General features: G+C 72.7%; 24 protein-coding genes. 7 read left to right on the forward strand and 17 right to left on the reverse strand.

The features are described from left to right. Positions 1–87 precede the first annotated feature (87 nt). Positions 88–276, forward strand: coding sequence for a DUF1918 domain-containing protein (locus ACWED2_RS37405; protein ID WP_034285998.1), 189 nt, complete (start codon positions 88–90; stop codon positions 274–276). Here the strand turns inward: ACWED2_RS37405 and ACWED2_RS37410 are convergent. Beyond that, complete coding sequence (locus tag ACWED2_RS37410) at positions 273–1,448, reverse strand: MFS transporter (RefSeq protein ID WP_449695248.1); 1,176 nt, start codon at positions 1,446–1,448, stop codon at positions 273–275. The two genes, ACWED2_RS37405 and ACWED2_RS37410, sit on opposite strands and share 4 nt — an antisense overlap. 109 nt (positions 1,449–1,557) lie before the next feature. On the opposite strand from ACWED2_RS37410, the gene ACWED2_RS37415 reads away from it, so the two are divergent. After that, positions 1,558–1,881, forward strand: a complete 324-nt coding sequence (locus ACWED2_RS37415; RefSeq protein ID WP_449695249.1) for an ArsR/SmtB family transcription factor — start codon at positions 1,558–1,560, stop codon at positions 1,879–1,881. 182 nt (positions 1,882–2,063) lie between these two features. Next, complete coding sequence (locus tag ACWED2_RS37420) at positions 2,064–3,248, forward strand: MFS transporter (RefSeq protein ID WP_449695250.1); 1,185 nt, start codon at positions 2,064–2,066, stop codon at positions 3,246–3,248. A gap of 52 nt (positions 3,249–3,300) precedes the next feature. On the opposite strand, the gene ACWED2_RS37425 is transcribed toward ACWED2_RS37420, so the two are convergent. Together ACWED2_RS37425 and ACWED2_RS37430 are read right to left on the reverse strand one after the other, a co-directional pair. Next, complete coding sequence (locus ACWED2_RS37425) at positions 3,301–3,618, reverse strand: DUF3017 domain-containing protein (RefSeq protein WP_449695251.1); 318 nt, start codon at positions 3,616–3,618, stop codon at positions 3,301–3,303. Further along, positions 3,615–4,472, reverse strand: a complete 858-nt coding sequence (locus ACWED2_RS37430) for a bifunctional methylenetetrahydrofolate dehydrogenase/methenyltetrahydrofolate cyclohydrolase (RefSeq protein WP_449695252.1) — start codon at positions 4,470–4,472, stop codon at positions 3,615–3,617. Before ACWED2_RS37430 ends, ACWED2_RS37425 begins: the two co-directional genes overlap by 4 nt. A gap of 187 nt (positions 4,473–4,659) precedes the next feature. On the opposite strand from ACWED2_RS37430, the gene ACWED2_RS37435 reads away from it, so the two are divergent. After that, positions 4,660–7,596 (forward strand): glycohydrolase toxin TNT-related protein, encoded by a 2,937-nt coding sequence (locus tag ACWED2_RS37435; protein ID WP_449695253.1) that lies wholly within the window; start codon positions 4,660–4,662, stop codon positions 7,594–7,596. 50 nt (positions 7,597–7,646) lie between these two features. Here the strand turns inward: ACWED2_RS37435 and ACWED2_RS37440 are convergent, their stop codons facing one another. Together ACWED2_RS37440 and ACWED2_RS37445 are read right to left on the reverse strand one after the other, a co-directional pair. Next, a complete protein-coding gene (locus ACWED2_RS37440; protein WP_449665334.1) occupies positions 7,647–8,234 on the reverse strand; it encodes a pentapeptide repeat-containing protein in 588 nt (195 codons plus the stop codon). Between the two features lie 23 nt (positions 8,235–8,257). After that, positions 8,258–8,725: a VOC family protein gene (locus tag ACWED2_RS37445; RefSeq protein ID WP_449695254.1), complete on the reverse strand. Its 468-nt coding sequence runs from the start codon at positions 8,723–8,725 to the stop codon at positions 8,258–8,260. Positions 8,726–8,806: 81 nt separating this feature from the next. Here ACWED2_RS37445 and ACWED2_RS37450 point away from each other — a divergent pair, with 81 nt between their 5' ends. Then, entirely contained in the window at positions 8,807–9,535 is a 729-nt protein-coding gene (locus ACWED2_RS37450) for a class I SAM-dependent methyltransferase (RefSeq protein ID WP_449695255.1), read from the forward strand. Here the strand turns inward: ACWED2_RS37450 and ACWED2_RS37455 are convergent. From ACWED2_RS37455 to ACWED2_RS37475, 5 genes are all read right to left on the reverse strand, one after another. Continuing rightward, on the reverse strand, positions 9,528–12,833 hold the full coding sequence (locus ACWED2_RS37455) for an error-prone DNA polymerase (RefSeq protein WP_449695256.1): 3,306 nt from the start codon (positions 12,831–12,833) through the stop codon (positions 9,528–9,530). The two genes, ACWED2_RS37450 and ACWED2_RS37455, sit on opposite strands and share 8 nt — an antisense overlap. Then, positions 12,834–13,463, reverse strand: coding sequence for a hypothetical protein (locus tag ACWED2_RS37460; RefSeq protein WP_449695257.1), 630 nt, complete (start codon positions 13,461–13,463; stop codon positions 12,834–12,836). It abuts the gene before it with no gap. A gap of 2 nt (positions 13,464–13,465) precedes the next feature. Beyond that, complete coding sequence (locus ACWED2_RS37465; RefSeq protein WP_449695258.1) at positions 13,466–15,073, reverse strand: DNA polymerase Y family protein; 1,608 nt, start codon at positions 15,071–15,073, stop codon at positions 13,466–13,468. 496 nt (positions 15,074–15,569) lie between these two features. Next, positions 15,570–16,268 (reverse strand): hypothetical protein, encoded by a 699-nt coding sequence (locus ACWED2_RS37470; RefSeq protein ID WP_449695303.1) that lies wholly within the window; start codon positions 16,266–16,268, stop codon positions 15,570–15,572. Positions 16,269–16,435: 167 nt separating this feature from the next. Further along, positions 16,436–16,984: an HD domain-containing protein gene (locus ACWED2_RS37475; RefSeq protein ID WP_449695259.1), complete on the reverse strand. Its 549-nt coding sequence runs from the start codon at positions 16,982–16,984 to the stop codon at positions 16,436–16,438. A gap of 54 nt (positions 16,985–17,038) precedes the next feature. Here ACWED2_RS37475 and ACWED2_RS37480 point away from each other — a divergent pair, with 54 nt between their 5' ends. Further along, positions 17,039–17,527 (forward strand): GNAT family N-acetyltransferase, encoded by a 489-nt coding sequence (locus ACWED2_RS37480; RefSeq protein ID WP_449695260.1) that lies wholly within the window; start codon positions 17,039–17,041, stop codon positions 17,525–17,527. Between the two features lie 45 nt (positions 17,528–17,572). Beyond that, positions 17,573–18,322, forward strand: coding sequence for a hypothetical protein (locus ACWED2_RS37485; RefSeq protein WP_449695261.1), 750 nt, complete (start codon positions 17,573–17,575; stop codon positions 18,320–18,322). Here the strand turns inward: ACWED2_RS37485 and ACWED2_RS37490 are convergent. From ACWED2_RS37490 to sucC, 7 genes are all read right to left on the reverse strand, one after another. Then, complete coding sequence (locus ACWED2_RS37490; RefSeq protein ID WP_449695262.1) at positions 18,319–19,095, reverse strand: hypothetical protein; 777 nt, start codon at positions 19,093–19,095, stop codon at positions 18,319–18,321. The genes ACWED2_RS37485 and ACWED2_RS37490 overlap by 4 nt on opposite strands. 67 nt (positions 19,096–19,162) lie before the next feature. Next, entirely contained in the window at positions 19,163–20,722 is a 1,560-nt protein-coding gene (gene purH / locus ACWED2_RS37495) for a bifunctional phosphoribosylaminoimidazolecarboxamide formyltransferase/IMP cyclohydrolase (RefSeq protein ID WP_449695263.1), read from the reverse strand. Continuing rightward, positions 20,712–21,329, reverse strand: a complete 618-nt coding sequence (gene purN / locus ACWED2_RS37500; RefSeq protein ID WP_361082235.1) for a phosphoribosylglycinamide formyltransferase — start codon at positions 21,327–21,329, stop codon at positions 20,712–20,714. Before purN ends, purH begins: the two co-directional genes overlap by 11 nt. A 77-nt stretch (positions 21,330–21,406) precedes the next feature. Continuing rightward, on the reverse strand, positions 21,407–22,870 hold the full coding sequence (locus tag ACWED2_RS37505; RefSeq protein WP_449695264.1) for a cell division protein PerM: 1,464 nt from the start codon (positions 22,868–22,870) through the stop codon (positions 21,407–21,409). A gap of 136 nt (positions 22,871–23,006) precedes the next feature. Beyond that, entirely contained in the window at positions 23,007–23,783 is a 777-nt protein-coding gene (locus tag ACWED2_RS37510) for a DUF5336 domain-containing protein (protein ID WP_449695265.1), read from the reverse strand. A 209-nt stretch (positions 23,784–23,992) separates the two neighbouring features. Beyond that, positions 23,993–24,883, reverse strand: a complete 891-nt coding sequence (gene sucD / locus ACWED2_RS37515) for a succinate--CoA ligase subunit alpha (protein ID WP_449695266.1) — start codon at positions 24,881–24,883, stop codon at positions 23,993–23,995. A 1-nt stretch (position 24,884) separates the two neighbouring features. Then, entirely contained in the window at positions 24,885–26,054 is a 1,170-nt protein-coding gene (gene sucC, locus ACWED2_RS37520) for an ADP-forming succinate--CoA ligase subunit beta (protein WP_449695267.1), read from the reverse strand. Positions 26,055–26,130: the final 76 nt, after the last annotated feature.

Genomic DNA, 26,130 nt, shown 5'->3' on the forward strand with positions numbered 1-26,130 from the left:
GTCGCTGATCATGCCCCGGAGTCTAACCCGTTCGCGGGGTCCACGGGACGAGTTTCCGCTCCTACCCTGGACACGGAGGTGAAGCCCATGCACGCAGGAGTAGGAGACGAAATCCAGGTGCACGGCCGGACGGTCGGCTCGGCCGAGCAGCGCGGCGAGATCCTCGAAGTCCGTGGCCCCGACGGCGCCCCGCCCTATCTGGTGCGGTTCGCCGACGGGCACGAAGGGCTCGTCTACCCCGGGCCCGACTGCGAGGTCCAGGCGCACGCCGACTAAGCGGCGACCTGTTCCCGAGGCTCGCGGACCCGCCCCCACGCCGCGCCCACCAGCAGCAGGGCCACGAGGGTCAGCGCGGCCGCGACCTCGGGCAGCAGCAGCGGGCCGCCCGAAGCGAGCACCGCTCCGCCGACCACGCCGGACAGGCCGACGCCGAGGTAGATCGCCGACGCGTTGAGCGAGAGCACCAGTCCGGCGTGGCCCGGCGACAGCTCGATCAGGCGGTGCTGCACCGGCGGGTTGAACGACCAGGTCGCCAGCCCCCAGACGAACAGCGAGATCCCGGCCGCGACCGGCGTCACCGTCGTCAGCGGCAGCAGTGCCATCACCGCGGTGATGGCCACGGTGACCACCAGCAGCGGCGTCCGGGAGCCCCAGCGGTCGACCGCCCGGCCACCCGCGAAGTTGCCGATCGCGCCGCCGACGCCGTAGCAGAAGAGCAGCACCGTCACAGTCGTGCCGTGCAGGCCCGCGGTCGCGGCCAGCAGCGGCGAGACGAACGTGTAGACCATGAACGCGGCCAGGCAGGCGAGCACCGTCGTGGCCAGCATGACGAGCACCCGCGGGTCGCGCCCGGCGGCGAACCGCTCGGCCAGGCCCACCCGCGGCGGCGCGGCGACCGCGGGCAGCGCGAGCCGCACGGCCAGCGCGCTCGCCAGCGAGAACGCGGCGACCAGCGCGAACGCCGTCCGGTAGCCGAGGTGCTGGGAAATGAGACTGCCGAGCGGGACGCCGAAGATGAGCGCCACGGTCAGGCCGCCGAACACCAGCGCGACGGCGCGGCCCCGGCGCTCGGGAACAGTGAGCTCGGCGGCCACGGCGCTGGCCGCCGGCGTGAACACCGCGGCGCCGATCGCGGTCACCACCCGGGCGACGAGCAGGGAGCCGTAGCCGGGCGCGAGCGCGGCGAACAGGTTGCCGGCGCCGGTGACGGCGAGCGCGGCGACCAGCAGCGTGCGACGTTCCCAGGTGCCGGTGGCGGCGGCGAACAGCGGCGAGCCGACCGCGTACGCGATGGCGAAAGCGGTCACGAGCTGCGCCGCGGCCGTGGCCGAGACGTGCAGCTCGCCGGTCAGCGCGGGCAGCAGCCCGGCGACGATGTAACCGCTGGTCCCGACGCCGAAGGCGCCGAAGGCGAGGACCGAGATCCTCGACGGAGCAGGTGCGGACATGGGCTGGGCCCCCAAGCGAAGCAGGGATAAGTTCGACGAACGTCGTAGTTCGACAGTCACCGTACTACGACTCGCCACCGAATTTCGACCGACGTCGTACAATGAGCGCATGGCCAAGCACGGGACCCTGCCGCCGCTCTACTACCCGGCACGGGACGAGATCACCGTCGAAGGCGTGCTCCGCGCCCTCGCCGACCCGGTGCGGCTGGCCATCGTCCGGCAGCTCGCGGGGACCGATCAGGAGATCTCGTGCAGCGGGCTGACCGTGCCGGTGACGAAGTCCACAATCACCCACCACCTGAGCATCCTGCGCCAGGCCGGCGTCGTGGCCGGCCGCCAGGAAGGCACCACGCGGTTCAACTCGTTGCGCCGCAACGATCTTGACGCCCTGTTCCCGGGCCTACTGGACGGCGTCCTGGCCGCTCCGCGCTGATCGCCGCGTTACGGTGTGGATCGTCACCCGATATCGGGATGACAACCGCCCCCCTCGCTTGTTGGACTGGGCGTAGGCAGCTCACGGCGCTGGGGCCGATTGGCTGCCTTTATTTCTGCCCCCTTACTGAACCGATCCAGAGATCGGCTCGGTAATCGTTTACCCACCCTGGAAGGAGTGCCGTGCCCGTCGCGCTGCTCGCGCTCGCCATCGGAGCTTTCGGCATCGGGACCACCGAGTTCGTCATGATGGGCGTGCTGCCCCAGGCGGCCGCCGACTTCGGCGTCGACATCCCGACCGCCGGCCACCTCATCTCCGCTTACGCCCTCGGCGTCGTCGTCGGCGCCCCCCTGCTCACCGCGGTCGCCGTCCGGCTGCCGCGCAAGACCATGCTGCTGGCCATGATGGGCCTGTTCACGCTGGGCAACGCCCTCTTCGCGCTGTCGCCGAACCAGGAGTTCGGCGTCGCGTTCCGGTTCCTGGCCGGCCTGCCCCACGGCGCGTTCTTCGGCGCCGGGGCCGTCGTCGCCTCCAGCCTCGTCGGCCAGGGCGACCGCGCCAAGGCCGTGTCGCTGATGTTCCTCGGCCTGACCCTGGCGAACGTCATCGGCGTGCCGCTGGGCACCCTGCTCGGCCAGCAGGTCGGCTGGCGCGCCACCTTCGGCGTCGTCGCCGTGATCGGGCTGGTCGCCATCGCGGCCATCGCCAAGCTCGTCCCGCACCAGGGCAAGCCCTCGGCCGACGCGTCGCTGCGGAACGAGCTCGGCGCGTTCAAGCGCCCGCAGGTGCACCTGGCGCTGGCGATCGTCACGTTCGGGCTGGGCGGCGTGTTCGCCTGCCTGTCGTACATCACGCCGATGCTGACCGACGTCGCCGGCTACTCGCCGTCGAACGTCACCCTGCTGCTGTCGCTGGCCGGGGTCGGCATGACGATCGGCAACCTGCTGGGCGGCCGGCTCGCCGACCGCGCGCTGATGCCGAGCCTCTACATCGCGCTGCTGGCGCTGGCGTCGGTGCTGGGCATCTTCACCATCACGGCGCAGGGCAAGATCGGCGCGGCGATCACGATCTTCTTCGTCGGCGTCGCCGGGTTCATGATCGGCCCGATGATGCAGGCGCGGATCATGGAGAAGGCGGGCGGCACGCCGTCCCTGGTGTCGGCCGCCGTCCAGTCCGCGTTCAACATCGCCAACTCGATCGGGGCCTACCTCGGCGGGCTGGTGATCGCCGGCGGCCTCGGCCTGGTCGCCCCGAACTGGGTCGGCGCCCTGCTCGCGGTGTTCGGCCTCACGCTGGCCGTCGTGTCGGGCACTTTGGACCGTCGCGAGGCGAAGGCCGAACGCCGGGAACTCGCCCTGGCTTCCTGACCGCACCTGCCAAAAGCGGCACTTTCCCTGGGAAAGTGCCGCTTTTGGCGTCCTAAGCGGACCCGAGCGGGCCGCCGATGATCGTCAGGGCGACGTACAGCACCGCCGCGGCCAGGCTCGTGAACGTCACCACGTCCACGAGCTTGCCGCGGATGGCCAGCAGGCCCGCCCTGGCCGTCGGCAGCACCGCCCGCAGGACCGCGGCGAGCAGGAGCGCGGCGCCGATCAGCGCCGCACCCTCCCGCCAGTGGTACTGGAAGATCCGCAGCGCCGCGACGGCCACCACCAGCAGGACCACCGCGAACGGCACCTGGGTGAACCGGGACGGCCGGTGACCGGACACCTCCCGCCGGTCCTCGGTCATCGTCATCGGCCCTGTACCGAGCGTTCCGCCGCTTCGACGACGTTGCTGACGAGCATCGCCCGGGTCATCGGGCCGACCCCGCCCGGGTTCGGCGAAATCCAGCCGGCGACCTCGGCGACGCCGGGGTGGACGTCGCCGGTGAGCTTGCCGTCCACATGGGACACGCCGACGTCGAGCACCGCGGCGCCCGGCGCCACCATGTCCGGCGTGATGATCCCCGGCACGCCGGCCGCGGCGATCACGACGTCGGCGCGGCGGACCTCGGCGGCGAGGTCGCGGGTGCCGGTGTGGCAGAGCGTCACGGTGGCGTTCTCGCTGCGGCGGGTCAGCAGCAGGCCCAGGGTGCGGCCGACGGTGATGCCGCGGCCGACCACGGTGACGCGCGCGCCGTCCAGCTCGACGCCGTGGCGCTTGAGCAGCTCGATGATCCCGTACGGCGTGCACGGCAGCGAGCCGGGTTCGCCCAGCGCGAGCCGGCCGAGGCTGATCGGCGCGAGGCCGTCGGCGTCCTTCTCCGGGTCGATCCGCTCGAGCACCGGGTACGGGTTCAGGTGCTTCGGCAGCGGCAGCTGGACCAGGTAGCCGTGGCAGGCCGGGTCGGCGTTCAGCTCGTCGATGACGGCTTCGAGCTTCTCCTGGCTGATGTCGGCCGGCAGGTCGCGGCGGATCGAGTTGATCCCGATCTTGGCGCTGTCGGCGTGCTTCATCCGCACGTACGAGTGCGAGCCCGGGTCGTCGCCGACCAGGACGGTGCCGAGGCCGGGCGTCACCCCCTTCGCGGCGAGGGCCGCGACGCGGGGCTCGAGCTCCGCGAAAATGGCGTTCTTGGTGGCCTTGCCGTCGAGAATCTTCGCCGTCACGTGCCCCATTCTGGCAAAGCGACCCCCGCGCGTCGCTTCCAGGCGCGGCTGGTCGCAGCCCGTAGACTGATCGCTACCCCACACGGTCCAATCGCGACGGTGCCCGCGATCAAGCTGTGACCTACCGCACGTCGCATCACCCGAGGTCAGACCCGGTGCCACCGGGTGGCCGGGCGGCAAAACCCACATGCGGGGTGCACTCGCGCGCGCGAGCAGTCAAAATGTCCCCGTGGCACAACCGACGACGCAGCTGAACGCGACCGAGCAGGACACCCTGGTCAAGCAGATCGGACTTGCCCTGCTCCGTGCCGCCCCGCGCGACTGGCGCAAGGTCACCGCGGAGTACCGAGCGGTCGGCAGGTACCACGAGCTGACCGGCGAGATCGTCACCGAGGACGGAACGGTGCACGAGTGGCTCGCCACCCACGACATCGCCACGCTCTTCGGCAGGCTCCGCGGCGGCATGTACCGCGACGGCCGCGGAACGTGGTTCAACGCGCGCTACCAGCTCGACCACCCGTCCAGTTACAACCTCGAGTACAACCGCGACGAACCGGTCTGGAACCTCGCGCCGCCCCCGCAGGCCTACTCCGACGAGCTGCGGATGTTCCCGCGCACCGAGGAGAACGTGCCCGAGTGGCTGATCCGGCGGATGTCCGGGCTCGGCCCGGAGCAGCCGGGGCCGCACTTCCGGATCGCCCGGATCTTCGACACCGTCGGCCCGGCGGGCCGCCCGGTGATCAACCGGCCCGACCTCGAGGTCGAGGAGCAGGACCGGCTGCTGGAGTACCTGGAGCACGCCCCGCTGGTGGTGCCCGAGCGCGGCTACGACATCGACCGGCTGGCCGCGACGCCGGAAGCGACCGTCCCGGTCGCCTTCCACAGCGACGGCCAGTGGATCTGGCCCGCCGCCGTCAACTTCTACCTTCACAAGTACGGCGTTTCGCCCGAACCGGACCTGGTCGCGCATGTTCGCTCGGTCGGCTTCACGCTGCCGCCGGTGGACGAGCCGACGCTGCAGGCCGCCGCCGCGTACCTCACCCGGGGCAACCAGCCGCCGCCGCAGCAGCGCCCGGCCGGGCCGCCGCCCCAGGGGCCGCCTCCGCCACCCCAGGGCCCGCCGCCGCAGCAGCAGGCGCCCGCGGGTCCGCCGCCGGTCGCACCCCCGCCGGTCGCGCCACCGCTGCCGCAGGAGCCGCCCGCGCCGGTGGAGGCGCCGCTCTCGGTGCACGCCCCGGCCGAACCGGAGGCTCCGGCCGAAGAGCACGAATACGCCGAAGAGAGCTACGACGAGCAGGAGTTCGACGACCGCTTCGCCGAAGAGGACCACCAGTACGGCGAGGAGGGGTACGAGCACCCCGAGCACGCCCCGGGGACGAACGGCACGTCGCCGGAGCCGGGCCGGGTGCCCGACCTCGAGGAGACCGCGGAGTACGTCCCCGACCAGCCGATCGGGCAGGAGCAGCAGCCGCGCGACGGCGAACCCTTCCCGCACCGCGAAGACCAGCACGCCGCGTTCCAGCCCGGCCCGGCCGCCGAGCACGAACCGGCGGGTCACCGCGAAGAGGAGCCGTCGCACGCGGTGTTCGACACCGGTCCGGCCGGGCCGGACGACGAGGCGGGACACGCCTTCGACACCGGCCACGCGGACGCCTTCCAGCCGACGGGCCCCGAGGACGAGCACGCCTTCCAGCCGGGTCAGCCGGACGAACCGGCGCACCCGGCCTTCGAGCCGGGCCAACCCGAAGACCACGACGACGAGCCGGCACACGCCCTCCAGGCCCCGGGCCAGCCGCCGCGCCACGACGACGAGCCGTCGCACGCGGCCTTCCAGCCGCCGCGGCGCGAGGAGGAGCACGCCTTCCAGGCCCAGGGCCAGCCGGACGACGAGCCCCCGTTCCAGCCACCCCGACGTGAGCCGGCCGCGTTCGACCCCGGTCCGCCGACCATGATCACCCACCCCGAGGTGCCCGGGGTGCCGCCGGTGCCGGAACCGCCGGCCCCCCAGCCCGCGGCGCAGGCCGAGCCGCCCGCGGCCCCGCGGCCGGGCCGCCGGGCGCTGCGGCGCGAGACCCCGGACCACCCGGTGCTCGCTGGCCTCCAGGCCAAGCTCGACGAGCTCGACGTCCCGGAAAGCGGCTACAAGCTGGGCGAACCCGCCGAGCACGGGTGGAGCGTCGAAGAGGTCGAGGACGGCTGGCGCGTCGGCTGGTACGACGGCAAGCTCAGCAACCCCGCGGTGTTCGGCGACGCCGAAGACGCGGCCGCGTTCATGCTCGGCAAGCTGCTGCTCAACCCGGAGGGCCACCTGCCCCCGGCGGAGCCGCCCGCGCCGGAGCCCGAGCCGGAACCCGAGCCCGAGCCGGAACCGGCGCCGAAGCGGGTCGTCGCGACGCTTTCGCCCGAGGTCGCGACCGGTTCGTACCCGGTCCGCAAGCCCGAGCCGCCGGTGCCGCCGCAGGAGCAGACGGCGTTCACCAGCGCCGACGAGCTCTTCGGCGACCTCGAGGACGACGAGCCGCCGGCCCCGCCGCGCCAGCCCGCGCCGGTCCCGGCCGGGCCGCCGCCGATGGCGCAGCAGGCCGGCCCGCCGCCGGCGCCGCCGGCCCCGCCCCGGCGCGAACCGCCGTCGGCACCGACCGTCCTGGCCCCGGTGCCGCCGGGTGTCCCGCCGGTGCCGCCGCCCGCTCCGGCGGCCCCGCCTGCGCCGCCGCGCCGGGACGAACCGGCCCGCCCGCCCGTCAACGGCGGCGGGGGCGGTGGCCAGCAGCAGTGGCCGATCGGCCCGCTCGCCGGCGAGCCGCCGCTGACGCTGTTCCGCGGCAAGGAGCTGCGTGAGCTGCCGGCGGGCAGCGAGCTGGACCGCTTCGGCGGCCCGAACGGCAACCTGACGTACGCGGCGGGCACGCCGTTCGCCGAGCGGTCGCTGGTGCCGGAGTGGGTCAACCGCCCGTACCACGTCTACCGGGTGCAGCGGCCGCTGGAGACGCTCGCCGGCGTCGCGATCCCGTGGTTCAACCAGCCGGGTGGCGGTTCGGCGTACCTGCTGCCGGCGTCGATCGAAGAGCTGCTGGCCGAGGGCGACCTGATCGAGCTCGACCCGGGCGAACCCCCGATCGACTGAGTCCCGTTTCGAAGGCCCCCGGCAGCGTGCTGCCGGGGGCCTTCGCCGGTTCAGCGGATGACGAGCCCGTGCGCGGCGGCGAAGGCGATCGCCGTTTCGACGTCGACCTCCGCGCCCCGCAGGTCGGCCTGGACCAGGGCGTTCGCGTCGAGCCGCGCGCCGCGCAGGTCGGCGCCGTCGAGCTTCGCGCCCTGCAGCCGGGCGCCGGTCAGGTCGCTGCCGCGCAGGTCGGCGCCGGTGAGGTCGGCTTCCATCAGGTTGGCCTCCCGCAGCCGCAGGCCGGACAGCCCGAGCTTGCGCAGCCGCGCCTTCGCCAGCGACGCGAGGGAGAGATCGCATTCGGTGAGCGCGATCCCGCCGAACCCGCTGTCGGTGAACGACGTGCCCAGCAGCGAGCACGCCGTCCAGCGGCTTTCGGCGAGCACCGTCCGGTCGAAGGTGCACGAACGGAACGCCGACGCGTCGTGCCGGGAGCGCGACAGGTCGGCCCGGGTGAACACGCAGTCGTCGAACGTGCAGCCGCGCGTCCGCAGCCCGCTCAGGTCCGCGCCGGTGAAGTCGCACCCGGTGAACCGCCGCTTTTCCCACCACTGCCCGGACAACACCGCTTCGCGGTAGTCCTCCCCGGTCTCCAGCACGGGCCCAGGGTGCCACACCGCGGTCAGGGCCTCATGCCCTGCACGTACTCCATCGCCGCGATGTACTCGGGCAGCTGCGCCCGCCGCGCCAGTTCGGCTTCGTCCAGATCTTCCAGGTGGGTGTGGATCCACCACAGGTTGCCGAAGGGATCGCGCACGCGGCCGACCCGGTCGCCGAAGAACAGGACCGTCTGGCGGGTCACCTCGGTCGCGCCCGCTTCGGTCGCGCGCCGCTGGGTTTCTTCGCTGTCCGGCACGTAAAGCCGCAGGAAGGCGGGGGTGTCGGCCCAGCCGTCCGGCGAGTCGAACGCCATCACCACGGCGTCGCCGATGCGCGCCTCGGCGTGCCCGATCTTCCCGTCCTCGCCGACGACCCGCCCGAGTTCTTCGGCGTCGAAGGCGGCCTTCAGGAAGTCGAGCAGGCCGGCGGTGTCGCGGCCGATGATCCACGGGGTGACCGTCGTGTAGCCGTCGGGAACGGGGTTGACCATGTTTCCTCCTCGGGTTGGCTGCCCCGAACCTAAGGCGAAAATAGGTCGATTCCTGACCGCTGTGATCACTACGGTGACCCCATGCCCGACGAGCACTACACCGACGCCGGCCTCGCCTCGCTGTACGACGCGATGAACCCGCGGGAGAGTGGCGGCGACTACCTGTTCTACCTGCCGATGATCATGGCCGCCGGATCGGTGCTGGACGTCGGCTGCGGCACCGGTTCCCTGCTGCACTGGGCGCGCGAGTCCGGCCACACCGGACGGCTCGTCGGGCTCGACCCCGCCGGGGGAATGCTCCTCCAGGCCCGCCGCCGCACCGACATCGAATGGGTGCAGGGCGATTTGTCGACCGCGTCCTGGGACGCGGAGTTCGACTTCGCGGTGATGACCGGGCACGCGTTCCAGGTGCTGCTGACCGACGACGAACTGCGCACGGCGTTCGCCGCGGTCCGGCGGGCCTTGAAGCCCGGCGGCCGGTTCGGCTTCGAGACGCGCAACCCGGCGGCCCGCGCCTGGGAGCGCTGGACGCCGTCGAACGTCTGGGAGGCCGGAACCGTCCGCTCGTGGAACGACGCCGGGCCGTTCGAGAACGGCTTGGTCAGCTTCAAAACCACCTACGAGAGCCCGGATTGGGCCGCGCCGAAGTTCAGCGAAAGCACGTTGCGCTTCCTCGACGTGCCCGCGCTTTCGCTGTTCATCGAGGAAGCCGGGCTGGTCGTCGACGAGCAGTACGGCCACTGGGACCGCTCGCCGGTGACGGACACCAGCCCGGAGATCGTCACGATCGTCCGGCGTCCCCTCACCTGAAGTCGCGCGACTTCGCTTTGATGCGCATCGGCAGCGGCTCGACGCGGTGGGCGAGGACACTGACCACCCCGTCGGCCTTCTCCACCACCCCGCGGATCAGCAACGCCGGGCTGCTGCGCGCGACGCGGTGGTAGCGCTGCCAGAGGCCGAGCGTGCAGATCACGTTGACCATCCCCGTTTCGTCTTCGATGTTGAGGAAGGTGACGCCGCCCGCGGTCGCGGGGCGCTGCCGGTGCGTGACCGCGCCGCCGATCAGCACGCGCGCGCCGTCTTCGAGGTCCGCCAGGCCGCTCGCCGGGACGACGCCGAGCTCGTCGAGGCGGTCGCGGATGAACTCGGTCGGGTAGCTGTCCGGCGACACCCCGGTGGCCCAGACGTCCGCCGCCGCGACGTCGAGCCCGTCCATCCCGGGCAGCACCGGGGCCGGCGCGCCGACCAGGCCGGGCAGCCGCTCCGGGCGTTCCCCGGCGACCGCGCCCGCGGTCCACAGCGCCTGGCGGCGATCCCCGCCGAAGCCGCCGAACGCGCCGGCCGTGGCCAGCGCCTCGATCTGCGGCGTGGTCAGCCGCACGCGGCGGGCGACGTCGGCCATGTCGCGGTAGTCGCCGTTTTCCGCGCGCTCGGCCACGATCCGCTTGGCGAGGTCCTCCCCGATCTTGCGCACGGTGCTCAGCCCGGTGCGCACGTCGTGGAACTTCCCGGCGCCGGCCTCCAGGGTGGCGTGCGGCAGGCTGCGGTTGATGTCCGGGCCGTGCACGGCGACGCCGTGGCGCCGCGCGTCGGCGACCAGCGACTGCGGCGAGTAGAACCCCATCGGCTGGGCGCGCAGCAGGCCCGCGAGGAACGCGTCCGGGTGGTAGAACTTGAAGTAGGCACTGGAAAAGACCAGGTGCGCGAAGCTCAGCGCGTGGCTTTCCGGGAAGCCGAAGTTGGCGAACGCCTTGAGCTTCAGGAAGATCTTCTGCGCGAGTTCGTCGTCGACGCCGTTCGCGGCCGCGCCCGCCAGGAACCGCTGCCGCAGCCGGTCCATCTTCCGGTCCGACCGCTTCGACCCCATCGCGTGCCGCAGCTGATCGGCCTCCGCCGCGGTGAAGTTCGCGACGTCCAGCGCGATCTGCATCATCTGCTCCTGGAACAGCGGCACGCCCTTGGTCTTGTGCAGCGCCTTCTCCAGCAGCGGATGGTCGTAGGACCACTCCTCGCGGCCCTGCTTGCGGCGGATGTACGGGTGCACCGAGCCGCCTTGGATCGGGCCGGGCCGGATCAGCGCGACCTCGACGGCGAGGTCGTAGAACTCGCGGGGCTGCAGCCGCGGCAGCGTCGCCAGCTGGGCGCGGCTCTCGACCTGGAAGACGCCGATCGCGTCGGCGCGGCACAGCATGTCGTAGATCTTTTCGTCGGTGAGGTCGAGTTCGGCGAGGTCGACCTTCTCGCCCTTGTACTCGTCGACGAGGTCGATCATGTAGTGCAGCGCGGACAGCATGCCGAGGCCGAGCAGGTCGAACTTGACCAGCCCGGCGGCGGCGCAGTCCTCCTTCTCCCACTGGATCACGCTGCGGTCGGCCATCCGCGCCCACTCGACCGGGACGACCTGGCTCACCGGCTCGGCGCACATGACCATCCCGCCGGAGTGGATGCCGAGGTGCCGCGGGAAGTCCTCGAGCGCGAAGGCGAGCTGCAGGACCTCGTCCGGGATGTCGTGGTCGTGGTCCTTTTCGGTGTTCTGCAGGGCGCCCCAGCGGTCGATCTGCTTGCTCCAGGCGTCCTGCTGGCCCGGTGAGTAGCCCAGTGCGCGGGCGGCGTCGCGGACGGCGGACCGGGCGCGGTAGGTGATCACGTTCGCGACCTGGGCGGTCCGCAGCCGGCCGTGTTTCCGGAAGACGTACTGGATGGCCTCCTCGCGGCGGTCGGACTCGATGTCGAGGTCGATGTCCGGGTAGCCGTCGCGGTCCGGGGCGAGGAAGCGTTCGAAGAGGAGTTCGTAGGCGACGGAGTCGACCTTGGTGATGCCGAGCGCGTAGCAGACGGCCGAGTTCGCGGCCGACCCGCGGCCCTGGCAGAGGATGTTGTTGTCGTTGCAGAACCGGACGATGTCCCAGACGATGAGGAAGTAGCCGGGGAAGCCGAGCTCTTCGATGATGGCGAGCTCGTGCTCGATCTGCTGTTTCGCCGTTTCTTCGTGGGCCTTGCCTTTGAAGCGCTCCTCGGCGCCCTTCTTCGTGAGTTCCCGGAGGTACGTGGTTTCGGTGTGGCCGTCGGGGACGTCGAAGGGCGGCAGTTCGGGGGCGATCAGCTTCAGCGGGAACGCGCATTCCATGCCGAGCAGGGCGGAGCGGCGGACGGCGCCCGGGTAGCGCCGGAACAGGACGTCCATTTCGGCACCGCTGCGCAGGAAGGCCGTCCCGGCGGCGGGCAGCCAGCCCTCGAGTTCGTCGATTCCCCGCCGGGCCCGGATCGCGGCGAGCGCGTCGGCGAGCGGAGCGCGTTCAGGGCGCGCGTAGTGGGCGGCGGTGGTGGCGACAGTGGGCAGCTTGAGGTCGCTCGCGAGCTGCGTCAGGAGGTCGTTGTGGGTGCTGTCCAAGGGCTGGCGGTGATCGGTGAGCTCGACGTAGACGTTGTCGCGCCCGAAGCGGTCGACGAGGATTTCGAGCTGCTCCGCGGCGGCCGCCGGGCCGCGCGCGACGAGGGCCGAGCGCACCGCGCCTTTGCGGCAGCCCGTCAGCACCACGCACTGCCCGGCGACCTCTTCGGCGACCGCGCCGAGGTCGTAGCTCGGCCGCCCTTTTTCGGCCTGGTGGTGGATCTGGCCGGCGGTGATGGCGCGGCAGAGGGCCCGGTAGCCCTGGTCGCCGCGGGCGAGCAGCAGGAGGTGCTCGCCTTCGGGGTCGGGAACGCCGTTCTGCGGGCTCTGCAGGCCGAAGCTGAGTTCGGTGCCGAAGACGGTGTCGACGCCGAGCTCCCGGGCGGCTTCGGCAAAGCGGACGACGCCGTACATGCCGTCGTGATCGGTGAGGGCGATGGCGTCGAGCTGCAGCCGCGCGGCCTCCTCGACGAGTTCTTCGGGGTGGCTGGCGCCGTCGAGGAAGCTGAAGTTGGAGTGGCAGTGCAGTTCGGCGTAGGGGACGCGGACGGCCTCGGCGCCATCGTCGTTGCGCCGGGCGGGGAGGTCGCCGGGCCGCCGGTAGCCCTCGCGGCGGCGGCCCCAAGCGGGGCTGTCACCGTGATCGCCGGGTGGCAGCCCGCCGGCGAGGGTCCGGGCGAGGTCCTTCCAGCGGACGGGCGGGTTGTTCCAGCCCATTCAGTGACCCCCGGGCTGATCGCGGCGCTCTTCGGCACGGCGGCGATCTTCGGCAGCGCGGCGGTCTTCGGCGGCGCGGCGGCGGTGCCAGTTGGTGGGATGGTTCCACCGGGATCGGGCTTCGGCTTCGGTCATCGGGGCGGCATCCGGCACCTCGGCCCGGCGGTCTGCATTGGCGGGATGGCTCCAGCGGCTACGAACCTCGGCATCGGTCATCGGGCCGGGATCCCGAGCCTCGGCCCGGTGGTCGGCAGTGGCGGGATGGCCCCAGCGGCCGGGAGCCTCGGCCTCCGTCATGGGGCTCGCGGCCGGAGCCTCGGCGCGGCCGCGAGCCGCGTTCGCCGGGCGGTCCCAACGCACGCGGACCTCGGCCCCGCTCATGCGGCAGCCGTTCTCGCGAGACGGGCGTGGGATCGGGAGCACGATCACCGGGCAGACCCAGGCTTCGTCGGCCGGGGTCTGCGGCAGTTCGCCTCGGACCGTCCACCTGTCCGGGGTGTCCGCTTGCTCCTCCGTTGCGGGCTCGGGAATCTCGCGCAGCCACTCGCGCTCCTCCGATGCCCCACCGTGGGCGGCCCCGGGCTCGGCTCGCAGCCAGTTGCGCAGCTTTCGTGCGTAGTCCTCGTCCATGCTCAGTCGTACACTCCCTCGACCGTCCACAGTGGATTTTCCGTGCCTGCGCAGTGCACCAGCACCGCTTCGGGCGGCTCGTCCCCCTCGCCGGCCAGCACCAGCTGCAGCCGCGCCGTTCGCGGCCCCGGCCGTCGGCGGTCGGCCGTCAGGGGCCACGGGCCCGCCCAGCCCACGACCTCCCGGCCCGCGCCGCCCGCGATGGTGAGGCGTCGCGGGGGCGCCGTGACCTGGTCGCGAACCGTGAGGCCGACCGCCCGGCCGTCGTCGTCGAAGACCTGCGCCGGGACCGGCCGGGTGAGGACCGTCGCCGGCGAGGGGGACGGCAGGCGTCCCGGCCAGGTCGCGTCCGGCGGCGTCGTGCGCTCGCGGGGGTTGCCCCAGGGCACCAACCGCACCCGGCCCGCGGGGTCGCGGCCGCCGTCGAGCACCGGGGTGAGCACGCCCTCGGGTCCGAGCAGGCCCTGGACCCGCACGAACGCGCGGGCCGCGCGCTCGTCGGCTTCGTCGGAGCCGCCGCTGCGCCACAGGTCGAGCTGCAGCGACCGGCCTTCGACGACCTCCTCGGGTTCCAGCCGCAGCCGCACGACGCCGGACGTCGGGCGCTCCCCCGGTGCGGCGCGCAGCCAGCCCTCGAACTGCCAGCGCACGCGATCGGCGACGCCGGCGGGCGTCAGCGGTTCGGCGCACCGCCACGCCCGGCCGAGGTGTTCACCTTCTTCGGTGACGGCGTAGATGCCGAGCCGCGTGCAAGCGAGGCCGTGCCGGGCGAGGCCGGCGCAGAACCGCGTCGCCAGCCCCTTGGCGACGAACGCCGCGACGTCGACCCGCTCGATGACGGGGTCGAACTCCTCGGCCAGGGTGAGTTCGGGCGGCGGCCGCCGACGCAGCGGCGGCCGTTCGGAACGGCCCCGCGCCAGCCGGTGGGCGAGCAGCCCGGCCGTCCCGAAGCGGTTGCCGACGTCCCGTTCGGGCAGGGCGGCGAACGCGCCGAGCGTCTTCAGCCCGAGCCGGCGCAGCAGGTCGACGAGCTCCGCGCGCTCGGCGCCGGGCTGGTCGAGTTCGGTGACGGGAAGCGTGGCGAGGAATTCGGCGGCCCGCCCGGGCGCGACCAATTCCCCGCACCGCGCGGCGAGTGTCGCGGCGAAGAGCCCGTCGGCAACGCCGACCTGACACTCGACCCCGGCCGCGGCGGCGACCTCGTCGAGAAGCCGTTCGACGAGCGCGTGTTCCCCGCCGAAGTAGCGGGCGGCGCCGTCGACGGGAACGGCGACCAGCCCGGGCCGCACGACCTCGACCCCGACGACGAGCCCTTCAACGGCCCGCGCGACGGCTTCGAACAGCCGCGCGTCCCGCCCGTCGTCGGCGAGGAAGACGGCGAGTTCCGGGCAGTTCGATTGAGCATCCCGCCGACGCATCCCCCGCCGCACCCCGTTCCGCCGGGCCACGGCGTTGCAGGCAACAACCCGGTTGGAGGTGAAGACGGCAACGGGCAGATCGGCGGCAACCCCACCCACGGCCGCGGCGGCGACGGCGGGCCAGTCGGGGCACCACAGGACCAGCATGCGCGCGGGCGCATCGGGGGTGGCGCGCGGGGAGGGGACGGTCATGTGGCCTCCCGAACCCGGCCGCCGCCCCGACGGGGACGGAGGTGTCGGTGTGGGCTCCCGCTCCCGGAGAGCGCGCCGGTGCGCCCGCGCGATCGGCCCGCGCACCCGGACGGTCGGCTGGCGCACCCGGACGGTCGGCTGGCGTACCCGGACGGTCGGCTGGCGTACCCGGACAGTCGGCTCCGGCGCCCGGGCGGCTGACCCACGTGCTCGTCGGGTCGGCTCGCGTGCCGGGACCGCCGGCCCGCGGACTTGAGCGGTCGACTGGCGTACCCGAACAGTCGGCCCGCCCACCCAGACGGTTGGCCTGCGTGACTGGAGGGGCCACACCCGTGACTGGAGAGGTAACTCGCGTGGTCGGGGACGGGACTCGCGTGACTGGAGGCGGAACTCGCGTGATCGGGGACGAAACTCGCGTGATTGGGGGCGGGACTCGCGTGATTGGGGGCGGGACTCGCGGGGGTGGGGCCTGGGTGGGGGGTGTGGGTGGGTGGGGTCATGCGGTTGCCTCGCGGAGCGAGGGTGCCGGGAGCGCTGTGGTGACCGCTCCGTCCGCCGACGGGAGGCGGAGGTCGGCCGTGACAGGGCGGGCCGCCGAGCCGCGGCCGTGGGCTCGGACCTGTACCCGGCGGGACTGGAGGTGGCCGTACCCCGAAGACGGGCCCGACCAAGGGGAACGGCGGCAGGAAAGCTCCACATCGGCCCCTGGCCAAGCCCCGGCCGACAACAGCACCGCCCCGCGGTGGCGGGCTCGGGCCGACAGCCGCCGCGCCACGGAAGGCTGGAGCGCCACCGAAGGCTGGACCGCCACCAGGTCCACGCCGTCGAGCAACGCCGCGATCACCGCCGGCTGCTCCGGCCCCGGGCTCGGCACCAGGGCCAGCCTGGTGACCTCGACGCCGTACTCGGCCGCCGCCGCGATGCCCAGCGACGGCATGCCGACCACCGCCGCCCAGGAACCCGCCCTCGTCGCCGCGGCGAGGAGGGCGAGCAGCAGCGATGTCCCGCCGTGGACCGCCACCGTGCTCCCGCGCCGGAGCCCGGTGTCGGGCAGCAGCCCGGCCAGCGCCGGGACGACCGGGAGCACCCTTCCCGTCGCCCTGGCCCGCTCGGCCCGGGCCGCCACCCGGCTCGCCGTGCTGACCCCGGGCAGGGCCGCCAGCCGGGCCACCGGCGGCTCCGCCACGGACGTCACGACAGCGGTCACCGCACGCACCTCCCCACCACGGACTAGAGCCGGCGGCCGGGCCTCTCCCAAAAACACGACCGACGACACTGGTTCGCCGCGGGGAAGGCGGCGGTTCCACGTCGAACATCTGTTCGACGTAGTCCAGTCAACCGCGAACCTCCCGGGGTGTCAAGTCACCCACTAGTGGGGTACGCGGCTTGGAAAGCCAGGCGCTCATCGGCGCCGGAAGTGATCCGCTCGAGCTCGTCGTCGAGGGCCAGGAACGTCTCCCACTGCTCCCCGCCGAGCCGCGAAGCGACCCGCTGCTCCAGCTCCGGCAGCCGCTTTCCCTTCCACACCTTGTCGGCCAAGGTGACGAGCAGGTCTTCGAAGGTGACGTCCGGCGCGTCCCAAGAACCGTGCGTCCGCGCGAACCGCGCCAGCTCCTCCTCGACCCCCATCGAAAGCAGCAACGCGTACCCGGCGAGTTCGTGCGCCGATCCCGGGCCGGACAGCTCCTCGGGGTGCCGGATCTTCCCGATGTCGTGCGTGGCCGCGCCGAACAACACGGCCGGGACGTCCACCTTCGGCCCCACCCACCCGGTGAGCGTGACCGCGACGTCGTGCACCACCCGCAGGTGCGCTCCCAGCCGCGGCGGCGCGGCCAGCGTTTCCAGCAGGGTCCGGGCCCGGGACGGCAGCGGGGCGAAGCCGGGGGCGTCGAGAGCGTCGCGCAGGTTCACCCCCGCCAAGGTAATGAAGTTGCCCGCGCCGGGTCCGGTCACTAGACAGACGGCGTGGAGCTCACCGACGCCCGCCCCGAAGACGTCCCGGAACTGCTCGTCCTCCAGCGCTGCTGCTGGGTCCAGGAGGCCGTCCTCAACGAAACCCTCGACATCCCCGCGCTGCACGAAACCCTCGAAGACGTGCGCGACTGGACGAAGACGTGGTCGGTCTGGGTGCTGCGCCAGGACCACCGGCTGGTCGGCGCCGTGCGCGCCCGCCTCGACGGCGACCGCTGGGAACTCGGCAGGCTGATGGTCGCGCCGGACCTCGCCGGGCGCGGGCTGGGCCGGCGGCTGCTCGCCCACGCCGAAGCGCAGGCGCCCGCCGAAGCCCGCCGGTTCGCCCTCTTCACCGGCGCGCGCAGCGCCCGCAACATCGCGCTGTACCAGCGGGCCGGCTACCGGCTCACCGAAATGCGGCCCGTCGACGGCCACATCCGCGGCGCGGTCTACCTGGAGAAGGACGTCACCCTCAGCGAAAAACCCGGTCCGGCCGACTGACGCTGCGGCGTCGGCTAGATTCCCCGGTGGACTTTGGGGGTGGCGATGACCGAACCGCGGAGACGGCCGATCCGCGCGGTCGCCTGCGCGCTCGCCGCGGCCGGAGCCACCGCCGCGGTGGCCGGCTGCGGGGTGCCCGGTTCCACGGCCGCGGCCACGGCACCGACGACCATCGGCGCCCAGTGGCGTTCGTTCCGCGCCGACGTCACCGGGATCCGCCCCGGTCCGGACGACCGCAGCCTCTTCGTGCAGGTCGCGTTGCCCGGCAAGGACCCCGGCTGCGTCCGCGAGCCGCGGATCGAGCAGGTCGTGGAGGCGAAGACCGACATCCGCGCCGACGTCGTCTACTCGACCCGCCCCGCCGCGGGCGGCTGCCAGGACAAGGTGCCCGCGGAGCTGCGGCTGACGACGGCGGACCCGGTCGCGGACCGGACGGTCATCCTCAACGCCGACACCGGCAACGCCTGGCACAAGCTCGGCGCCGGCTGGGGCCACTGCAACAGCCAGGGCGCCTGCGCCCCGCCCGCCGACCACTGCGACCCCGCGTGGATCGGCGCCGCGGTGTCCGCCGCCGGCGCCGCGAGCCCCGGCACCACCCGCGCCTGCGAGCCGGGCTGGCTGATCCTCGACGTCCCGCAGCTCCAAGCCGAGCCGCCGTCCCGCACCGCTTTTCGCTGGAGCGAAACGGGGTGGACGTCGTTCGTGCGGACGCGGTCCGCCGGCTGCGCGGAGATCCGCGCGGCCGAGCCGAAGTTCCCGGCCGCGCTGTGCCGGACGCTGCCCGCGCCCGCTTAGCGCGGCAGCTTCTTGACGATCTCCGCGCCGACCGCCTTCACGGCGGCGTCGGTCTCCTCCTGCGGCATCGGCGAGTTCGTGAAGAACCCCTTGTCCCAGCCGGACACCTCGAGGACGACGACGGTCGTGCCCTTCAGCACGTGCAGTTCGGAGCCGCTGAACGCGCTGCCGGTGGCGAGCCGGACCAGGAGCGCCTTGTCGCCGATGCCGCGCACTTCCGTCGGCGGGATCGGCGGCGCCTTCGGCTGGAACAGGTCGCTCGCCTGCTCGCGCGCGCTTTCCCCGGAGTACCGCGTGATCTGGACGTGCATGGTGGCGTCGCGGACGTTCTCGTCCGGCCCCGGCTTCCAGCTGCAGCCCTGCTGCTTGATGCCCGGCAGGTCCTGGGTGCCCTGGCCGGCCAGGACGAAGCTCGGGAAGCCCGCCTGTTCCAGCACCGGCGCCGGGACCTGGCACTCGGCGGGCACCGGCGACGACGACGGCGCCGCGCCGGTGCTCGCGTAGTAGTCGGCCGCCGTGGTGCCCAGCGGGATGCCCGCGCCGAGCAGCACGACGACGCCGCCGATGACGCCGAGGATCAACCCGGTCCGCTTCTTCTTCGGCGGCGGCACCGCCGCGCCGTACCCGGCGGGCGGGTACCCGGGCGGCGGGTAACCCGGCTGCTGCGGGTACCCGGGCTGCTGTGGGTAACCCTGCTGCGGCGGGTACCCGGGCTGCTGCTGCGGGTAGCCCGGGTACCCCTGCTGACCTTGGCCGTACGGCGGTTGCTGCATCGAGCCCTCCCTCTCGAAGCGCGGGTCAGTGACATCCGGGGCTTCGCTCCGGAGCCCCCGGAAGCGGTCAGTGCGCGAAGTGGCGGGTCCCCGTCAGGTACATGGTGACGCCCGCCTTCTCCGCGGCCGCGATGACCTCGGCGTCGCGGACCGAGCCGCCGGGCTGCACGATCGCGCGGACCCCCGCCTCGACCAGCACCTCCAGGCCGTCCGGGAACGGGAAGAACGCGTCCGACGCGCCGACCGAGCCCTTGGCCCGGTCACCCGCGCGGGCCACCGCGAGCCGCGACGAGTCGACCCGGTTCACCTGGCCCATGCCGACGCCGACGGTCGCGCCGTCGGCGGCCAGCAGGATGGCGTTGGACTTGACCGCGCGCAGTGAGCGCCACGCGAACTCGAGGTCGCGCAGGGTCTGCTCGTCGGCCGCGGCGCCGGTGGCCAGCGTCCAGTTGGCCGGGTCGTCGCCGTCCGCGTCGATCGCGTCGACCGTCTGCAGGAGGACGCCGCCGGAGATCGGCCGGAACTCGACCGGGAACGCCGGGGCCGCCGGCAGCTTCAGCAGGCGGATGTTCTTCTTGCGCTGCAGGATTTCGAGGGCTTCGGCGTCGAAGTCCGGGGCCAGCACGACCTCGGTGAAGACCTCGGCGATCTGCTCGGCGGCCTCACGGCTGACCGGCCGGTTCGTCGCGATGACGCCGCCGTAGGCCGAAACCGGGTCGCACGCGTGCGCCTTGCGGTGCGCCTCGGCGATGTCCGCGCCGATCGCGATGCCGCACGGGTTGGCGTGCTTGATGATCGCGACGGCGGGCGCGTCGAAGTCGAAGGCGGCGCGGCGGGCGGCGTCGGTGTCGACGTAGTTGTTGTAGGACATGGCCTTGCCGTGCAGCTGCTCCGCGTGCGCCAGGCCCGGGTTCTGGCTCTTGTACAGCGCGGCCTTCTGGTGCGGGTTCTCGCCGTAGCGCAGGACGTCGGCGCGCTCCCAGGTGGCGCCCAGGAAGTCCGGGAAGCCGGCGTCATCCGCGGGCGCGTACGCGCTGGCGAACCAGGACGCGACAGCAGTGTCGTACGCCGCCGTGTGCGCGTACGCCCGAGCTGCGAGGCGCTTGCGGTCCTCGAACTCGAAGCCGCCGTCGGCGACGCGCTCGAGCACCCAGCCGTAGCTCGCCGGATCGACGACGACCGCGACGCTGCCGTGGTTCTTCGCGGCCGCGCGGACCATGGCCGGGCCGCCGATGTCGATGTTCTCCACGCAGTCTTCGGGGCTCGCGCCGGAGGCGACGGTCTGCGCGAACGGGTACAGGTTCACGACCAGCAGGTCGAACGCCGCGATGTCCAGCTTGCGCAGCTGCTCGACGTGGTCGGGGTTGCCCTGGTCGGCCAGCAGCCCGGCGTGCACGTTCGGGTGCAGCGTCTTCACGCGCCCGTCCAGGGACTCCGGGAAGCCGGTGACCTGCTCGACCGGCGTGACCGGGACCCCGGCGTCGGCGATCGCCTTCGCCGTCCCGCCGGTGGAGACGATCTCGACGCCGGCCGCGTGCAGGCCGGTCGCGAGGTCCAGGAGGCCCGCCTTGTCCGAGACGCCGATCAGCGCCCGGCGGACCGGGCGCCGTCCCAGGTCAGTGCTCACGAAATGTCACCTTTCGTCCGTCCACGGTGCAGCCACCGCGGCCGAGTCGCTCGATCGTTTCCACCAGCAGCCTGCGTTCGACGGCCTTGATCCGTTCGTGCAGGACGTCTTCGTCGTCGTCGCTCTCCACGACGACCGCCTCCTGGGCGATGATCGGCCCGGTGTCGACCCCGGCGTCCGCGAAGTGCACGGTCGAGCCGGTGACCTTGACACCGGCTTCGAGCGCGTCGCGGACCGCGTGCATCCCGGGGAAGGACGGCAGCAGCGCCGGGTGCGTGTTGATCACCGTGAAGCGGCCGAGGAACTGCTCGCCGAGAATCTTCATGAAACCGGCGGAGACCACCAGGTCGGGGCGGTACGCCGCGACGGCTTCGGTGAGCGCCTTGTCCCAGGCGGCGCGGTCCGGGTGGTCGGCGACGCGGACGGTGAACGAGGGGATGCTCAGGCGCTCGGCGCGGGTGAGGGCTTCGATGCCGGTGCGGTCGGCGCCGACGGCGACGACCTTGGCCGGGAAGCCGGACCGCCCGGTGGCGTCCAGCACCGCCTGCAGGAGGGTGCCGGAGCCCGACGCGAGGACGACGAGCTTCACCGGGGTGGGCAGCTCCAACCGTTGAGACAGAGCGGGCTCCTTGCCGCGGGCGGTGCGCAGCCGGGCGCACGGCGCTTCACCAGGTCACGTAAACCCTAACGGTCGCCCTCGGCCGGCTCGACGTCGCCGCAGGTCTCGGTGCCTCCGGTCACAGCGTCGCCGGTCTCGGGGACGCTGCCGGCCGGTTCGTCGAGACCCAGTTCGGCGTCGGCCTCGGCTTCGAACTCCGCGTCCTCGACGGAAATCCCTTCGTCCTCTTCGGAGAGCTCTTCGGTGGCTTCGGCCGCTTCGAGCTCCTCGACGGCTTCGGATGCTTCTTCGGGGTCGACGGCTTCGGCGTCCTCGAAGGCTTCGTTCTCTTCGAGTGCTTCGGGCGGCGGCGCGGGCGGCTCGTGCTCGCCCGCGAAGAACGCGACGAACGAACCCGGGATGACGATCCAGCAGAACGCGACGACCGAGGCGACGCCGACCGGGACGCTCACCGGGTCGAACGGGCCGTCGCCGAGGCGTCCGCCGGCCAGCGTGCCCAGCACGACGCAGCCGAACGCGACGACGGCCCCGGCGACCGCGACCGCGCGGATGCGCTGCGCCGGATCGGCATCGGCCTTGCGCAGCGTCCAGCCGGCCAGCGCGCCGGTCGCGGCGGGCAGCACCAGCAGCGCCGGCCACCAGGCCGCGTGCTGCGCGGGCAGGCCGCCGAGCAGGGGGACGCCGGGCACGGCGCCACCGCGGTAGCCGAACATGCCGACGGTGAGCGGCCCGATCGAGAACCCGGGCCCGGTGATGAACGACAGCGTCGCCGTAACGGCGTTCGGCAGGTACAGCAGCGAGAGCAGGAAGAGGCCCGCACTGGTGCCGAGCCCGGGCGCGTAGGTGTCGGACACCGTGGCCCAGGAGAGCCCGGTCGCGACGGTGAAGACGGCGGCACCGCAGGCCACCAGGACGGCCAGGCCCATCGCGCCGACGCGGACCCCGCGCAGCGCGAGCGGGTCGAGGCGGTCCGCGACGGCGTCCGGCAGCCCGCACGACCGGATGACGCCGGCGGCCGAAGCCGCGCCGGCGAGCAGGCCCGGCACGGCGAAGGCGACCGCGGGGTTCGCCGTCACCGCCGAACCCTGCGCGCAGAGCGCGATGACCAGCCCGAACACCGCGTGCGCGCCGGTGATCGAGAGCAGCACCGGCCGGGCTTCGCGGAACGAGCGGCAGCCGAGGCGCCGGGTGGCACCGGACGCCGTCCGCGCGGCCAGCGCGAGCACGCCCAGCGTCGGCAGCAGCGGCAGCACCCCGAGCGGGTGGCCGCCGATGCCGAGGCGCACCTGGTGCGCGGCGAGCCAGCCGGGCCCCGAGGCCAGCAGCACCCCGGTGTCGGAGAAGGCGGCGCGGCCCGCGGTGAGGGCGACCAGGACCAGCACGGTCGCGACGGCCGTGTAGCCGGTGACCAGCGGACCGAGGGCGGCGGCGACCAGCACGCGCGTCCGTGACGCCGGGGCGGGCCCGGGCGCGCCCACGTCGTCACCCGGCGGGTGGGTTTCGTCGGCGAGCACGTCCATGATCCGCACCCTGACATCCGGGCTGCTCCGTCCGGGTGAGCCACGCCGCCGCCGGGCGAGCGAGCTCACCCGGTCGGGTCGGCCCGGACGCGAAACACCCGCTGTGACACGGAGCGTCACAGCGGGTGCCCGAGAGGGGGCTGCGTCAGTTCGTCTTGCCGAAGCCCCCGGGCGGCGTGCCCGGGTTCTCCGGCGGCGGCTGCTGGAAGAACTGGCCCTGCTGCGGGGCGTACAGGGTGGCCTGCGGCCCCGGCGGCGGCGTGGTCGACGGCGGGTTCGGCGAGCCGTACTGGCCCGGCTGCGAGAACGGCGCCGACGGCTCCCCGGTCGGGGCGACCGGCCCCGGCTGCTGCTGGCCGAACTGCTGTCCCTGCTGGCCGGGCTGGCCGAACTGCTGCTGGCCCGGCTGGCCGTACTGGCCGCCGTAGGACGGCGCGGCGGGCTTCGGCGACGGCGGCTTGATGACGTCGTGGGCGATCAGCAGCGCGCCGACCGCGACGAGCATCTGCAGGATGCCCAGGATCAGGATGACGGTGACGATGCCGGGCGAGGTCTGCATGCCGACGAGGGTGTCCAGGACCTCGAGGGCGCCGAGGACGCTGAACAGCGCCGCGAACGGCAGCGTCTTCGGGCCCTTGGGCAGCGCGGTCATCGCGGCGAGCAGGCCGCCGCCGAGCAGGAACGTGCCGCCGAGGCCGACTTCGCCGTTGTCGGAGAAGCCGAGGAAGTACTGCACGAGGCCGAGGCCGGCGACGACCAGGGCGAGCAGCAGCGGCAGGTTCTGCGGCAGGCCCGCGCCACCGGAGGACGCCTGGTGCGAATGCGGCGGCTGCTGCGCCGGGAAGCCACTGGACGGCGGTCCGGGGGGCTGCTGGCCGCCACCCTGCTGGGGGTAGCCGGGCCCACCGCTGGGGAAGGTCATCGGATGCACTCCTGTCGGTTCGACCGGCACCCCGGACGCGCACGGGCGCCCGGGGAAAGACGAGGCGGCTGGTGTGCGCAGAACGCTAGCGCACTCCGCGGCCGCCAGCCCACCAGACGTGTGAATACCTCGCCCGGTTTCATACCGGAACGAAGTAGGGCCGGCCACCCGTGTGGGTGCCCGGCCCTACCAGGAGTTACTTCCCGGGGTCAGCCCAGGTTGTTGTACAGCTCACGCGCGAGGACGGCGGTCTCGCTCGGGGTCTTGCCGACCTTGACGCCGGCGGCCTCGAGGGCCTCCTTCTTCGCGGCGGCCGTGCCGGAGGAGCCGGAGACGATGGCGCCCGCGTGGCCCATGGTCTTGCCCTCGGGCGCGGTGAAGCCCGCGACGTAGCCGACGACCGGCTTGGTCACGTTCTCCTTGATGTAGGCCGCGGCGCGCTCTTCGGCGTCGCCGCCGATCTCGCCGATCATCACGATGACCTTGGTCTCGGGGTCCGCCTCGAACGCCTCGAGGGCGTCGATGTGCGTGGTGCCGATGATCGGGTCACCGCCGATGCCGACCGCGGTCGAGAAACCGATGTCCCGCAGCTCGTACATCATCTGGTAGGTCAGCGTGCCGGACTTCGACACGAGGCCGATGGAGCCGGGGCCGGTGATGTCGGCCGGGATGATGCCGGCGTTCGACTTGCCCGGGCTGATCACGCCGGGGCAGTTCGGGCCGATGATCCGGGTCGTGTTGCCCTTGGCGACGGCGTGGGCCCAGAAGTAGGCCGAGTCGTGCACCGGGATGCCCTCGGTGATCACCACGGCGAGCGGGATCTCGGCGTCGATCGCCTCGAGGACCGCGTCCTTGGCGAACTTCGGCGGGACGAAGATGACCGACACGTCGGCGCCGGTCTCCTTGATCGCCTCTTCGACGGTGCCGAAGACCTTGAGGTCCTTGCCCTCGATGGTGACGGTCTGGCCGGCCTTGCGGGCGTTGACGCCACCCACGATGTTCGTGCCGGACTTCAGCATCTTGGTGGCGTGCTTCATGCCCTCGGAGCCGGTGAGCCCCTGGACGATGACCTTGCTGTTCTCGTTCAGGAAGATCGACATCTCACGCACCTGCCGCGGCGAGCTCGGCAGCCTTGTCGGCCGCGTTGTCCATTGTGTCCACCACGGTGACCAGCGGGTGGTTCGCGTCGGCCAGGATCTGGCGACCCTCGACGACGTTGTTGCCGTCCAGGCGGACGACCAGCGGCTTGGTGGCCTCGTCGCCCAGGATCTTCAGGGCCTCGACGATGCCGTTCGCCACCGCGTCGCAGGCGGTGATGCCGCCGAAGACGTTGACGAAGACGCTCTTGACGTCGGTGTCGTTGAGGATGACGTCCAGCCCGGCCGCCATGACCTCCGCCGACGCGCCGCCGCCGATGTCGAGGAAGTTCGCCGGCTTCACGCCGCCGTGCTTCTCGCCCGCGTACGCCACGACGTCCAAAGTGGACATGACCAGGCCCGCGCCGTTGCCGATGATGCCGACCTGGCCGTCGAGCTTGACGTAGTTGAGGTTCTTGGCCTTGGCCTTCGCCTCCAGCGGGTTCTCCGCTTCCTTGTCCACCAGGGCCTCGTGGCCCGGCTGGCGGAAGTCCGCGTTCTCGTCGAGGGTGACCTTGCCGTCGAGGGCGATGATCTTGTCCTGCGGGTCGCGGACCAGCGGGTTGACCTCGACCAGGGTGGCGTCCTCGGAGACGAAGGTCTCCCAGAGCTTCACCACGACGTCGGCGGCTTCGTCGATGATGTCGGCCGGGAAGTGGCCGGCCTTGAGGATCTCGAGCGCCTTCGCCTTGTCGACACCGGCGATCGCGTCGACCGGGATCTTCGCGAGCGCTTCGGGGCGTTCGACCGCGAGCTGCTCGATCTCCATGCCGCCCTCGGAGGACGCCATCGCCAGGAACGTGCGGTTCGCGCGGTCCAGCAGGAAGGAGAAGTAGTACTCGGACGCGATGTCCGAGGCTTCGGCCACCAGCACGCGACGCGTGATGTGGCCCTTGATGTCGAGGCCGAGGATGGCTTCCGCCTTCTCCTTCGCCTCGTCCGGCGTCTGGGCCAGCTTGACGCCGCCCGCCTTCCCGCGGCCGCCGACCTTCACCTGCGCCTTGACGACGACCTGGTTGCCGATCTGCTCCGCGGCGGTCTTGGCTTCTTCGGGGGTGCTAGCCACCGAGCCCGGCAGAACCGGTACTCCGTGGGCGGCGAAGAGATCCCTCGCCTGGTACTCGTAGAGGTCCACTACTCCAGTCTCCTGACGACACGCCACTGTGGTGGTCCGTTGCCGGACCGCGCTGTCGGACCAGTCGAGGTTAGCG

Source organism: Amycolatopsis sp. NPDC005003, from assembly GCF_053600695.1.

Bases quoted from the DNA above. Each gene is read 5' to 3' on its own strand.
- ACWED2_RS37485 (WP_449695261.1), top strand. From the start codon at position 17,573: ATGACCGAACCGCGGAGACGGCCGATCCGCGCGGTCGCCTGCGCGCTC.
- ACWED2_RS37415 (WP_449695249.1), top strand. From the start codon at position 1,558: ATGGCCAAGCACGGGACCCTGCCGCCGCTCTACTACCCGGCACGGGAC.
- ACWED2_RS37465 (WP_449695258.1), bottom strand. From the start codon at position 15,073: ATGACCGTCCCCTCCCCGCGCGCCACCCCCGATGCGCCCGCGCGCATG.
- ACWED2_RS37425 (WP_449695251.1), bottom strand. From the start codon at position 3,618: ATGACGATGACCGAGGACCGGCGGGAGGTGTCCGGTCACCGGCCGTCC.
- ACWED2_RS37460 (WP_449695257.1), bottom strand. From the start codon at position 13,463: ATGGACGAGGACTACGCACGAAAGCTGCGCAACTGGCTGCGAGCCGAG.
- ACWED2_RS37445 (WP_449695254.1), bottom strand. From the start codon at position 8,725: ATGGTCAACCCCGTTCCCGACGGCTACACGACGGTCACCCCGTGGATC.
- ACWED2_RS37450 (WP_449695255.1), top strand. From the start codon at position 8,807: ATGCCCGACGAGCACTACACCGACGCCGGCCTCGCCTCGCTGTACGAC.
- ACWED2_RS37435 (WP_449695253.1), top strand. From the start codon at position 4,660: ATGCGGGGTGCACTCGCGCGCGCGAGCAGTCAAAATGTCCCCGTGGCA.
- ACWED2_RS37410 (WP_449695248.1), bottom strand. From the start codon at position 1,448: ATGTCCGCACCTGCTCCGTCGAGGATCTCGGTCCTCGCCTTCGGCGCC.
- ACWED2_RS37405 (WP_034285998.1), top strand. From the start codon at position 88: ATGCACGCAGGAGTAGGAGACGAAATCCAGGTGCACGGCCGGACGGTC.
- ACWED2_RS37510 (WP_449695265.1), bottom strand. From the start codon at position 23,783: ATGACCTTCCCCAGCGGTGGGCCCGGCTACCCCCAGCAGGGTGGCGGC.
- sucD (WP_449695266.1), bottom strand. From the start codon at position 24,883: ATGTCGATCTTCCTGAACGAGAACAGCAAGGTCATCGTCCAGGGGCTC.
- ACWED2_RS37490 (WP_449695262.1), bottom strand. From the start codon at position 19,095: ATGCAGCAACCGCCGTACGGCCAAGGTCAGCAGGGGTACCCGGGCTAC.
- ACWED2_RS37455 (WP_449695256.1), bottom strand. From the start codon at position 12,833: ATGGGCTGGAACAACCCGCCCGTCCGCTGGAAGGACCTCGCCCGGACC.